The 12,653-nt window shown below is 58.9% G+C and carries 11 protein-coding genes; 9 read left to right on the top strand and 2 right to left on the bottom strand.

Annotation, left to right across the window (positions count from 1 at the left end; genetic code table 11):
* Nucleotides 1–151: 151 nt before the first annotated feature.
* Nucleotides 152–1,528, bottom strand: a complete 1,377-nt coding sequence (locus CQ009_RS00595; RefSeq protein ID WP_007913842.1) for a glutamine synthetase family protein — start codon at nt 1,526–1,528, stop codon at nt 152–154.
* Nucleotides 1,529–1,806: 278 nt separating this feature from the next.
* On the opposite strand from CQ009_RS00595, the gene CQ009_RS29730 reads away from it, so the two are divergent.
* The 8 genes from CQ009_RS29730 (at nt 1,807) to CQ009_RS00560 (ending at nt 10,620) form a co-directional block, all read left to right on the top strand.
* Complete coding sequence (locus CQ009_RS29730; RefSeq protein WP_146117518.1) at nt 1,807–2,163, top strand: gamma-glutamyl-gamma-aminobutyrate hydrolase family protein; 357 nt, start codon at nt 1,807–1,809, stop codon at nt 2,161–2,163.
* Between the two features lie 95 nt (nt 2,164–2,258).
* Nucleotides 2,259–3,617, top strand: coding sequence for a glutamine synthetase family protein (locus tag CQ009_RS00590; RefSeq protein WP_007913846.1), 1,359 nt, complete (start codon nt 2,259–2,261; stop codon nt 3,615–3,617).
* Between the two features lie 57 nt (nt 3,618–3,674).
* Nucleotides 3,675–5,039, top strand: coding sequence for an aspartate aminotransferase family protein (locus tag CQ009_RS00585; protein ID WP_105704615.1), 1,365 nt, complete (start codon nt 3,675–3,677; stop codon nt 5,037–5,039).
* A 171-nt stretch (nt 5,040–5,210) separates the two neighbouring features.
* On the top strand, nt 5,211–6,323 hold the full coding sequence (locus CQ009_RS00580; RefSeq protein WP_064389461.1) for a polyamine ABC transporter substrate-binding protein: 1,113 nt from the start codon (nt 5,211–5,213) through the stop codon (nt 6,321–6,323).
* A 186-nt stretch (nt 6,324–6,509) separates the two neighbouring features.
* The gene (locus tag CQ009_RS00575; protein WP_064389460.1) at nt 6,510–7,607 is read left to right on the top strand and encodes a polyamine ABC transporter substrate-binding protein; all 1,098 of its coding nucleotides are present in this window, start codon (nt 6,510–6,512) and stop codon (nt 7,605–7,607) included.
* A 66-nt stretch (nt 7,608–7,673) separates the two neighbouring features.
* The gene (locus CQ009_RS00570; protein WP_038358978.1) at nt 7,674–8,816 is read left to right on the top strand and encodes an ABC transporter ATP-binding protein; all 1,143 of its coding nucleotides are present in this window, start codon (nt 7,674–7,676) and stop codon (nt 8,814–8,816) included.
* 35 nt (nt 8,817–8,851) lie between these two features.
* The gene (locus CQ009_RS00565; protein WP_177430974.1) at nt 8,852–9,733 is read left to right on the top strand and encodes an ABC transporter permease subunit; all 882 of its coding nucleotides are present in this window, start codon (nt 8,852–8,854) and stop codon (nt 9,731–9,733) included.
* Complete coding sequence (locus CQ009_RS00560) at nt 9,730–10,620, top strand: ABC transporter permease subunit (RefSeq protein ID WP_007913861.1); 891 nt, start codon at nt 9,730–9,732, stop codon at nt 10,618–10,620. The genes CQ009_RS00565 and CQ009_RS00560 overlap by 4 nt, the downstream gene beginning before the upstream one ends.
* 141 nt (nt 10,621–10,761) lie before the next feature.
* Here the strand turns inward: CQ009_RS00560 and CQ009_RS00550 are convergent, their stop codons facing one another.
* Complete coding sequence (locus CQ009_RS00550) at nt 10,762–11,403, bottom strand: HD domain-containing protein (RefSeq protein ID WP_105704613.1); 642 nt, start codon at nt 11,401–11,403, stop codon at nt 10,762–10,764.
* Nucleotides 11,404–11,627: 224 nt separating this feature from the next.
* On the opposite strand from CQ009_RS00550, the gene CQ009_RS00545 reads away from it, so the two are divergent.
* Nucleotides 11,628–12,593 (top strand): GlxA family transcriptional regulator, encoded by a 966-nt coding sequence (locus CQ009_RS00545; RefSeq protein WP_105704612.1) that lies wholly within the window; start codon nt 11,628–11,630, stop codon nt 12,591–12,593.
* The last annotated feature ends 60 nt before the right edge of the window (nt 12,594–12,653 follow it).

Raw genomic sequence — 12,653 nt, 5'->3', positions numbered from 1 at the left:
CAGCTCCCACAGTGATCTTCAGTGAACCGGGATTTATGTGCGCAGAAAATCCCTGTGGGAGCTGGCTTGCCCGCGATCCGCCGCAGGCGGCCATAAAAAAACGCCGTTGGCTGAATCAGCCAACGGCGTTTTTCCTGAAGCTGCAATCCGCTTAAACGGTATGCAGATACCAGTTGTACTCAAGGTCGGAGATGGAGTGTTCAAACTCCTCCAGCTCGCTTTCCTTGCAGGCGACGAAGATATCGATGTACTTCGGATCGATGTACTTGGCCATCACCTCGCTGTCGTCCAGCTCGCGCAAAGCATCGCGCAGGTTGTTCGGCAGGCTTTGCTCGTTCTGCTCGTAGCTGTTGCCTTCGACAGGCGCGCCCGGCTCGATCTTGTTGGTCAGACCGTGGTGCACGCCGGCCAGTACCGAAGCCATCAGCAGGTACGGGTTGGCGTCGGCACCGGCCACGCGGTGTTCGATACGCACGGCATCGGACGAGCCGGTCGGTACGCGAATCGCCACGGTGCGGTTGTCCAGGCCCCAGCACGGCGAGTTCGGCACGTAGAACTGTGCGCCGAAACGACGGTAGGAGTTGACGTTCGGGCAGAGGAAAGCCATCTGCGCGGGCAGGGTCTCGAGCACACCGCCGATCGCGTGACGCAGCGCGGCGTTCTGCTCGGGATCCTCGCTGGCAAAAATGTTTTTGCCTTCTTTATCCAGAATCGAAATGTGTACGTGCAGACCATTACCTGCCTGGCCCGGGTACGGCTTGGCCATGAAGGTGGTGTCCATCTCATGGTCGTAAGCGATGTTCTTGATCAGACGCTTGAGCAGTACCGCGTAGTCGCACGCCTTGATCGGGTCAGCGACGTGGTGCAGGTTCACTTCGAACTGCGCCGGGGCACTTTCCTTGACGATGGCGTCGGCCGGGATGCCTTGCTCTTTCGCGCCTTCCAGAATGTCCTGGAGGCAGTCGACGTATTCGTCGAGGTCGTCGATGAGATAGACCTGAGTCGAGTGCGGGCGTTTACCGGAGATTGGCGAGCGTGGCGGCTGAGGACGGCCGTTCACGTTTTCCTGGTCGATCAGGTAGAACTCAAGTTCGAAGGCCGCGCAGATGGTCAGGCCCAGCTCGTCAAACTTTGCAACAACTTGACGGAGCACTTCGCGCGGATCGGCGAAGAATGGGTCGCCTTCGAGTTCGTGCATGGTCATCAACAGTTGCGCGGTCGGGCGCTTCTGCCATGGCTCGTTGCACAGGGTATCGGGGATGGGATAGCAGATACGATCGGCGTCGCCGATGTCCAGGCCCAGGCCGGTGCTTTCCACCGTAGAGCCATTGATATCCAGAGCAAATAGAGAGGCCGGCAGGTTGATGCCTTTCTCGTAAACCTTGTGGAGGCTGGTGCGTTCAATGCGCTTGCCGCGCACCACACCATTCATATCCGCAATCAGAAGGTCAACGTACAGAACCTCAGGATGTTCCTTAAGGAACGCGTTCGCTTCGTTAAGCTGAACGGCACGCGGGGGTACCGACATGATGCAACACCTTTGTTGTTAAAAATATCAATCATTGATCTTTTCTGGTTTCAGTCAACCCGAACGGCCTGCCGAAGTCAAGCGAGGCCTTTTTTGCCCTAAAAAAGCGCTGCGAGGGCATTTATGGGGCACTTTCGGGCGTTTTTTTGTCCTTGGAAGACTGTGCACCCGCGGGCTTGAGCAGGCCGTGTTGTATTTTTTACGGGGGTGTTGTGTAAAAAAATGAACAAGGCTAAGCTCCGATCAAACCCATAACAGCAATAATACCGGGGTGCTTCATGTCTCGCCTGCCGTTAATCGGCATCACCGACTGCTCGCAACAGTCCGGTCTGCATGCTTATCACATCAGTGGCGACAAATCCGTCCGTAGCGCAGCCAGCATGGCTTGCCAGTTGCCGACGATGTTCCCGTCCATGGCCGTTCAAGCGCCAGCGTCCGATATTCTGGACGTACGGGAAAGCATCCTGTTTATGGCGTCCCCTTCCAATATAGATCGCTTTCACCCTCAAAGCCTGTGCCGCTTGCCCAACCGTGCTCGTGATTCTGCACGCCTTGAGTGTGCACAGGAAATGCAACGCCAGCGTAAAGGGCAGGTAAGCTCCTCTTTCATTGTCTATGCGCGGTGCCAGGCGTAAGCCGGCACTGCGCGAGCAAGCCCCCCTTTAACGCGACGCTCAAAGCGTCAAACTTTGCCTGACATCATGTCAGGAGACTCAGCCCAGAGGCATTTATGAGTAACAACCTCGACCAGCTCACCGATTGGTTGAAAGACCACAAGATCACAGAAGTCGAATGCATGATCGCCGACTTGACCGGTATCACCCGGGGCAAGATCTCGCCGACCAACAAGTTCATCGCCGAAAAAGGCATGCGCCTGCCCGAGAGCGTGCTGTTGCAGACCGTGACCGGCGACTACGTCGAAGACGACATCTATTACGAACTGCTCGACCCGGCCGACATCGACATGATCTGCCGCCCCGACCAGAACGCCGTGTACATGGTGCCGTGGGCCATCGAGCCGACTGCGCAAGTGATCCACGACACCTACGACAAGCAAGGCAACCCGATCGAGCTGTCGCCGCGCAACGTCCTCAAGAAAGTCCTCAAACTCTATGCCGACAAAGGCTGGCAGCCAATCGTGGCGCCGGAAATGGAGTTTTACCTGACCAAGCGCAGCGACGACCCTGACTATCCATTGCAGCCGCCAATCGGTCGCTCGGGCCGTCCGGAAATCGGTCGTCAGTCGTTCTCGATTGAAGCGGCGAACGAATTCGATCCGCTGTTCGAAGACGTCTACGACTGGTGCGAACTGCAGGAACTGGACCTCGACACGCTGATCCACGAAGACGGCACGGCGCAGATGGAAATCAACTTCCGTCACGGCGACGCGCTGTCGCTGGCCGACCAGATCCTGGTGTTCAAACGCACCATGCGCGAAGCCGCGCTCAAGCACGACGTGGCCGCGACCTTTATGGCCAAGCCGATGACCGGCGAGCCGGGCAGTGCGATGCACTTGCACCAGAGCATCATCGACATCGAGACCGGCAAAAACGTTTTCTCTAATGAAGACGGCACCATGAGCCAGCTGTTCCTGCACCACATCGGTGGTTTGCAGAAGCTGATTCCTGAGCTGTTGCCGTTGTTCGCGCCGAACGTCAACTCGTTCCGCCGCTTTCTGCCGGACACCTCGGCACCGGTGAACGTCGAGTGGGGCGAAGAAAACCGCACCGTCGGCCTGCGCGTACCGGATGCCGGCCCGCAGAACCGCCGTGTCGAGAACCGCCTGCCGGGCGCTGACGCTAACCCCTACCTGGCGATCGCCGCGAGCCTGCTCTGCGGTTACATCGGCATGGTCGAAGGCCTCAACCCGAGCGCGCCAGTGGTGGGTCGTGGTTATGAACGCCGCAACCTGCGCCTGCCGTTGACCATCGAAGACGCGCTGGAGCGCATGGAAAACAGCGCGACCATCGAGAAGTACCTGGGCAAAACCTTCATCACTGGCTACGTCGCGGTAAAACGGGCCGAGCATGAAAACTTCAAGCGCGTGATCAGTTCCTGGGAGCGTGAGTACCTGCTCTTCGCCGTCTGATACGCCAGGCGCGGCCCTCAAAAAACCGCGCCTTCACCGATAACAAGGAGAATTGGCATGACCAGCAACAACCCGCAAACCCGCGAGTGGCAAGCACTCAGCAATGATCACCACCTGGCCCCGTTCAGCGACTTCAAGCAGCTGAAAGAGAAAGGCCCGCGGATCATCACCAACGCCAAGGGCGTTTACCTGTGGGACAGCGAAGGCAACAAGATTCTCGACGGCATGGCCGGTCTGTGGTGTGTGGCCATCGGTTATGGTCGCGATGAGCTGGCCGACGCGGCCGCCAAACAGATGCGCGAACTGCCGTACTACAACCTGTTCTTCCAGACCGCGCACCCGCCGGCGCTGGAACTGGCCAAGTCGATTGCCGACGTCGCGCCAGAAGGCATGAACCACGTGTTCTTCACCGGTTCCGGCTCCGAAGGCAACGACACCATGCTGCGCATGGTTCGCCACTACTGGGCGATCAAGGGCCAGCCGGACAAAAAAGTCATCATCAGCCGCAAGAACGGTTATCACGGTTCGACCGTGGCCGGCGCGAGCCTCGGTGGCATGACGTATATGCACGAACAAGGCGACCTGCCGATCCCGGGCATCGTCCACATCGCGCAGCCGTACTGGTTCGCTGAAGGCGGCGATATGTCCCCGGAAGAATTCGGCATCTGGGCAGCCAATCAGCTGGAAGAAAAGATTCTCGAAGTCGGCGTGGACAACGTCGGTGCCTTTATTGCCGAGCCGATCCAGGGCGCCGGCGGCGTGATCATTCCGCCAGACACCTACTGGCCGCGCATCAAGGAAATCCTCGCCAAGTACGACATCCTGTTCGTCGCGGACGAAGTGATCTGCGGTTTCGGCCGTACCGGTGAGTGGTTCGGTAGCGATTTCTACGACCTCAAACCCGACATGATGACCATCGCCAAAGGCCTGACCTCCGGTTACATCCCGATGGGTGGCCTGATCGTGCGCGACACCGTTGTTGCGGTGCTCAACGAGGGCGGCGATTTCAACCACGGCTTCACCTACTCCGGTCACCCGGTGGCGGCAGCGGTGGGTCTGGAAAACATCCGCATTCTGCGCGACGAAAAAATTATCGAGAACGCGCACAACGAAACGGCACCGTATTTGCAGAAACGTCTGCGGGAACTGAACGATCACCCGTTGGTGGGTGAAGTTCGCGGGGTCGGTCTGTTGGGCGCGATCGAGCTGGTGCAGGACAAGGCCACGCGCAAGCGTTACGAAGGTAAGGGCGTCGGCATGATCTGCCGCCAGTTCTGCTTCGACAACGGCCTGATCATGCGCGCTGTGGGCGACACCATGATCATCGCGCCACCGCTGGTGATCAGCAAAGCGGAGATCGATGAGCTGGTTACAAAGGCACGCAAATGCCTGGATCTGACCCTCAGTGCGTTGCAGGGCTAAGTGCTAGGCTCTGAGCGAGGGAGCTGCGGCGCTCTCGCTCAAAGCTGTCAGAAAGGCTGGTCTTTTCTTGAAAGACCGCCCCGGATCTTGCCAGACTAGCCGCGGTTCCAGTTGCCCGGGTTCGGCCGCTGAACAAAGTGGTTCAAAAAAAGAAAATTTGGAGCATTACGCATGAAGGCATTAGGCAAAAAGCTTGCTGGCAAGACACTTCTCGCGCTGTCCGTGGCGGGCATGATGGCGGGTGCGGTTCAGGCGGACGACAAGGTGTTGCACGTCTACAACTGGTCGGACTACATCGCTCCGGACACCGTGGCCAAGTTCGAGAAAGAGTCGGGCATCAAAGTCGTCTACGACGTTTTCGACAGCAACGAAACCCTCGAAGCCAAACTGCTGGCGGGCAAATCCGGGTATGACGTGGTGGTGCCCTCCAACAACTTCCTGGCCAAGCAGATCAAGGCTGGCGTGTATCAGGAACTGGACAAGTCCAAGTTGCCGAACTGGAAGAACCTCGACGAAGACCTGCTCAAAGCGGTTGGCGATGCCAGCGACCAAGGCAACAAACACGCCTTCCCGTACATGTGGGGCTCGATCGGCATCGGCTACAACCCGGAGAAGGTCAAGGCTGCACTGGGCATCGACAAGATCGATTCCTGGGACATCGTGTTCAAACCCGAGAATATCGAAAAACTCAAAAGCTGCGGCGTGAGCTTCCTCGACGCTCCGACCGAAATGATTCCGGCGGCCTTGCACTACCTGGGCAAGCCGACCAACAGCAAGGACAAGGCTGATCTGAAAGCCGCCGAAGACCTGTTCCTCAAGGTTCGCCCATCGGTTGCGTATTTCCACTCGTCCAAATACATCTCCGATCTGGCCAACGGCAACATCTGCGTCGCCGTCGGTTATTCGGGTGACCTGGAACAGTCCAAGACCCGCGCCAAGGAGGCCGGTGACAAGGTCAAACTGGCTTACACCATTCCGAAGGAAGGTGCCGGTACGTTCTATGACATGGTCGCCATTCCCAAGGATGCCGAAAACGTCGAAGCCGCTTACAAGTTCATGAACTATCTGCTGCAGCCGGAAGTGATGGCCGAGATCACCAACGCCGTACGTTTCCCGAACGGCAACAAGGCGGCAACGCCATTGGTGGACAAAGACATCACCAGCGATCCGAGCATTTACCCTTCGGCGGAAGTGAAGAAACAGCTGTATGCGATCAGCGATCAGGATGCAGCGACCTTGCGTCTGATCACTCGCAGTTGGACCAAGATCAAATCCGGCAAATAAGCCGTTTGAAGCCGCAACCGCTGGCCATCGTCTCCGTGACGATGGCCAGCGGGACAATTAAATGACAGAAAGTTTTGCTGGAACGGTTTTTCGAGGGTAAGTTGCGCGCCGGTTTTGTTGCCGGGCAGCCATGGCTGTCATGCAGCGCGGGGCAACTTGGGCCCAACTAATTTAGAGGACCTCCACTTGCCTATTTTTTCTTCTTTGCGCAAAGCCCTGCTGGCCACTGCCGGCCTGACGATTGCTGTCGGAGCCCAGGCCGCCGGTACGGTGCATATTTATAACTGGTCCGATTACATCGGCGAGACGACCCTGGCGGACTTCCAGAAAGCCACCGGAATCAAACCGGTCTATGACGTCTTCGATTCCAATGAAACCCTTGAAGGCAAGTTGCTGGCCGGGCGTACCGGTTACGACGTGGTCGTGCCGTCGAACCACTTCCTCGGCAAGCAGATCAAGGCGGGCGCGTTCCAGAAGCTCGACCGCTCGCAGCTGCCCAATTATTCCAATCTCGACCCGGCGCTGCTCAAGCGTCTGGAGCAGAACGATCCGGGCAACCTGTACGCCGTGCCGTACCTGTGGGGAACCAACGGCATCGGTTACAACGTCGATAAAGTGAAGGCCGTTTTGGGTGTCGACAAGATCGATTCGTGGGGCGTTTTGTTCGAGCCCGAGAACATCAAGAAGCTGCAAAGCTGTGGCGTGGCATTCCTCGATTCAGCGGATGAAATGATGCCGACCGTGCTCAACTATCTGGGCCTGAATGCCAACAGCACCAACCCCGAGGACTACGAAAAGGCCACTGACAAGTTGCTCGCGGTGCGTCCTTACGTGACCTACTTCCATTCCTCGAAATACATCGGTGATCTGGCCAACGGCGACATCTGCGTAGCCATCGGTTTCTCCGGCGATATCTTCCAGGCGAAGAACCGCGCAGCCGAAGCCAAGAAGGGCGTGAACATCGCCTACACGGTGCCGAAAGAGGGCGGCGCATTGTGGTTCGACATGCTGGCGATTCCGAAGGATTCGTCGAACGTGAAGGAGGCCCACGCCTTCATCAACTATCTGCTGAAACCTGAGGTGATCGCTCAGGTCAGTGATTACGTCGGTTATGCCAACCCCAACCCGGGTTCGGACAAGTTGATGGAACAATCCATCCGCACCGATGCGTCGGTGTATCCGCCGCAGGCCGTTATCGACAAGGCTTATGTGTCGACCGAGTTGCCACCGAACATTCAGCGCCTGATGACCCGCAGCTGGACCAAGGTCAAGTCGGGGATGTAAGGCACACACTATCCTGGGTTCGCCTTGCGGGGCGGACTGCATTGTTTTTATCTGGGAGTTTCGTAAATGGCAGTTGCCTCCGGCGCCTATAAGAAAGCCCTCGAGGGCGACCAGACACCGAAACAGGTGTTGGTCAAGATCGACCGGGTCACGAAGAAGTTCGACGAGACGATTGCCGTGGACGATGTGTCCCTGGAAATCAAGAAAGGCGAGATTTTCGCCTTGCTCGGCGGTTCGGGATCGGGCAAATCCACTCTGCTGCGGATGCTGGCAGGGTTCGAACGGCCCACGGAGGGGCGCATTTTCCTCGACGGCGTCGACATCACCGACATGCCGCCGTACGAACGACCGATCAACATGATGTTCCAGTCGTACGCCTTGTTCCCGCACATGACCGTGGCGCAGAACATCGCCTTCGGCCTCAAGCAGGACAAGATTCCGGCGTTTGAAGTCGATGCGCGAGTGGCCGAAATGCTCAAGCTGGTGCAGATGAGCCAGTACGCCAAGCGCAAGCCGCATCAACTGTCCGGTGGTCAGCGTCAGCGTGTGGCACTGGCGCGTTCGCTGGCCAAGCGGCCGAAGCTGCTGCTGCTCGACGAACCGATGGGCGCACTCGACAAGAAACTGCGTTCGCAGATGCAGCTGGAACTGGTGGAAATCATCGAGCGCGTGGGGGTGACCTGCGTGATGGTGACCCACGACCAGGAAGAGGCCATGACCATGGCCGAGCGCATCGCGATCATGCACCTGGGCTGGATCGCCCAGATCGGCAGCCCGATCGACATCTACGAAACCCCGACCAGCCGTCTGGTCTGCGAATTCATCGGCAACGTCAACATCTTCGAAGGCGAAGTGATCGACGACGCCGAAGGCCACGCGACCATCACCTGCAAGGACCTCGACCGGCAGATCTACGTCGGCCACGGCATCAGCACCTCGGTGCAGGACAAGTCCGTAACCTACGCGATCCGTCCGGAGAAGCTGCTGGTCACCGCCGACCAACCGACCTGCGAATACAACTGGTCGAGCGGCAAGGTCCACGACATCGCCTACCTCGGCGGTCACTCGGTGTTCTACGTCGAATTGCCGAGCGGCAAACTGGTGCAGTCGTTCGTGGCCAATGCCGAGCGCCGTGGCGCGCGTCCGACCTGGGGTGATCAGGTTTACGTGTGGTGGGAAGACGACAGCGGCGTGGTACTTCGCTCATGAACATGCGCAAATTCAAACGCCGCATCAACCGAATAATCCCCAATGGCCGCCAACTGGTCATCGGGGTCCCGTTCATCTGGCTGTTCCTGTTCTTCATGCTGCCGTTCTTCATCGTCCTGAAGATCAGCTTCGCCGAAGCCGACGTGGCCATCCCGCCGTACACCGAGATCTACACGTACGCCGAGCAGAAGCTGCAACTGCTGCTGAACCTGGGCAACTACGCGATGCTGGCGGGCGACGAGTTGTACATCGCCGCTTACCTCGGCTCGCTGAAGATGGCGCTGATCAGCACCATCCTCTGCCTGCTGATCGGCTACCCGATGGCCTACGCCATCGCCACTGCCCGTAAAGAGATGCAAACGGTGCTGGTGCTGCTGATCATGATGCCGACCTGGACCGCGATCCTGATCCGCGTTTACGCGTGGATGGGCATACTCAGCAACAACGGTCTGCTCAACGGTTTCCTGATGAGCATGGGCTTCATTGACGAGCCGCTGCAGATCCTCAACACCAACCTCGCGGTATACATCGGCGTCGTCTACTCGTATCTGCCGTTCATGATTCTGCCGCTGTACGCCAACCTGGTGAAGCACGATCAAAGCTTGCTGGAAGCCGCTTCCGACCTTGGTTCAAGCACCTTCAACAGCTTCTGGAAAATCACCATTCCGCTGTCCAAGAACGGGATCATTGCCGGCTGCATGCTGGTGTTCATCCCGGTGGTCGGCGAGTTCGTGATCCCGGAACTGCTCGGCGGTCCGGAAACCCTGATGATCGGTAAAGTGCTCTGGCAAGAGTTCTTCAACAACCGTGACTGGCCGGTGGCGTCCGCGCTGGCGGTGGTGATGCTGGCGATCCTGATCGTGCCGATCATTCTGTTCAACCGCAGTCAGGCCAAGGAAATGGAGGGTAAAGAATGAAGCGCATCCGTTTCTCCAGCCTGATGCTGGTCATCGGTCTGTTGTTCATCTACCTGCCGATGCTGATCCTGGTGATCTACTCGTTCAACGCCTCCAAACTGGTAACGGTGTGGGGCGGCTGGTCGATCAAGTGGTACGTCGGCCTGCTCGACAACACCCAACTGATGGGCTCGGTGCTGCGCTCGCTGGAAATTGCCTGCTACACCGCGGTTGCCGCGGTGGCGCTGGGCACACTGGCAGCGTTCGTACTGACGCGCATCACGCGCTTCAAGGGCCGCACGCTGTTCGGCGGCCTGGTGACAGCGCCGTTGGTGATGCCGGAAGTGATCACCGGTCTGTCGCTGTTGCTGTTGTTCGTGGCCATGGCGCAGATGATCGGCTGGCCGCAGGAACGCGGCATCGTCACCATCTGGATCGCTCACACGACGTTCTGTGCGGCGTATGTGGCGGTGGTAGTCTCCGCCCGCCTGCGTGAACTGGACCTGTCGATCGAAGAAGCGGCGATGGATCTGGGTGCACGGCCGTGGAAGGTGTTCTTCCTGATCACCATCCCGATGATCGCGCCATCACTGGCGGCGGGCGGCATGATGTCCTTCGCGCTGTCGCTGGATGACCTGGTGCTGGCGAGCTTCGTTTCCGGCCCGGGTTCGACGACCCTGCCAATGGAAGTGTTCTCGGCGGTGCGCCTGGGCGTGAAGCCGGAGATCAACGCCGTGGCGAGTCTGATTCTGCTGGCGGTATCGATCGTGACTTTCATGGTCTGGTTCTTCAGCCGCCGTGCCGAAGAAGCCCGCAAGAAAGCCATCCAGCAAGCCATCGAAGAAAGCGCAGCCGATTCGTGGAAGCAGCCGGACGTGCGCCGGGCGCCAAGCCCGGAAGCCGCGTAAGCACTAATGGGTTGGCCTCATTCTCGAGGGCAACCCAATTCCAAATGTAGGAGTGAGCCTGCTCGCGATAGCGGTGTATCAGCCAGGGATTTTTCAGCTGAAACACCGCTATCGCGAGCAGGCTCACTCCTACAATGGGATTTACGCAGTCCAGGGTGATTGGCGGATGACCTCGACAAAGTTCATCGGCTTGAAACCCGGCTGCTGATCCTTCAGCACATCGGTCTTCACATTGCCAAACGTGGTCTGCGGACGATGCCGCAAGCCATCGGCAAACGCGCAGATGATGCATTCCTTGAAACCTTCCCCACGCGGGTGCGCATGCACCACCGCCTCACGCTGCACGGTGCTGAAGGCTGCGTAATCCATACCCAGCACGTCCATTTCCACACCAGCGGTCACCAGCGCCACCGTTGGACGCAGATGCTTGGGCACGCCCGGCGTGGTGTGCAGGGCAATCGACAGCCAGACCTGCTCGATGTCGTCATCGCTCAACCCGTACGGTTTGAGAAACGCCGCCGCTGCGTTAGCACCGTCCACCTCAAAACGCTCGTCATCGCTGCGATGACCTTCGACCAGACCGAGGTCATGGAACATCGCGCCGACGTAAAGCAGCTCCGGATCGTAGGCCAGTTGCTGGCGCTCACCGCTCAGCGCGCCGAACAAAAACACCCGGCGCGAATGGTGAAAAAGCAGGTCGGATTCGATGTCGCGGATGTACTCGGTGGTGGCGCGGGCGAGGGCGCTGTCGGGGATTTTGATGCCGGCGATGGTTGTGCTCATGGTGCTTTCCTTTCTGAAAGCGCCGTCGTGGCGCTGATGGGGAAAGTCTGTTCCCGACGCTGAAAGCGAACAATCGGCGCATGGCTGCGATCCTTGCCAATCCACCTGCAAATCGTGCCAAGCTAAAAGATCGCCGCCTGCGGCAGCTCCTACAGAAGCCCGCATTCCCCTGTAGGAGCTGCCGCAGGCGGCGATCTTTTGCTCTTGAAAGGGAATCCACAGTCATGACTAAAACCGTCGCCATCGTTGTGTTCGCCGGAGTGCAGTCACTGGATGTCAGCGGCCCGATGGATGTGTTCGCCGAGGCCAACCGCTTCCTGGCGGCCGAGGATCACTATCGGCTCGAAGTGATCGGCGTGGAGCACGGCTCGATGGCCTGTTCCAACGGTTTGAGCCTGAATGCCCATCGCCACTTCAGCGAAGCCCTCGAGGCCTACGACCTGTTGCTGGTCGCTGGCGGCCCGCAACTGCCATTCATGGATTTTGGCGCGACATTTGATGATTGGCTGCGCGGGGCGTGTTCACGGGCGCAGCGCTACGGTTCGATCTGCAACGGCGCGTTCATGTTGGCGCGGGCCGGATTGTTGGAGGGGCGCACCGTCACCACGCACTGGAACGACGCCGAGGCGCTGGCGCAGTTGTGTCCGACCACGCAGGTCGAAGCGGATCGCTTGTATGTCGAGGACGGCGCGCTCTATACCTCGGCGGGGGTGACGGCGGGGATCGATCTGTCGTTGTATTTGCTGGCGCGGGATCACGGCGCTGAAGTGGCGCTGAGCGTGGCCAAGCGACTGGTGGTGTTCACCCAGCGCTCTGGTGGCCAGTCGCAGTTCAGTCCGTTCCTGACGCCGCATGCAGAGCCGACGTCGGCGGTGGCGATGGTGCAGTTGTATGTGCTGGCCAATCTCACTGGCGATCTGACGATTGCCGATCTGGCCAATGCGGCGAACATGAGTGCGCGCAATTTCTCCCGAGTGTTTGCCCGGGAAGCCAAAGTCACCCCGGCGGAGTTTGTCGAGCGGGCGCGGGTGGATGCGGCGCGGGTGATGCTGGAAAGCACCGCGGCGCCGTTGAAGACGGTGGCGTATCAGTGCGGGTTTCGCGATGCGCAGCATATGCGCGGGGTGTTTAACCGAAGGTTAGGCGTGACGCCGCAGCAGTTTCGGCTGAATTTTGCGGTGGTGCTTTAAACCTCACCCTCACCCCAGCCCTCCCGAAACGTCGGACCGCCCAGAGGGAGAGGGGGCCGA

Origin of the sequence: Pseudomonas sp. MYb2, from assembly GCF_002979955.1 — a bacterium.
GTDB lineage: Bacteria > Pseudomonadota > Gammaproteobacteria > Pseudomonadales > Pseudomonadaceae > Aquipseudomonas.
This window is presented reverse-complemented; position numbering and strand designations above follow the sequence as displayed.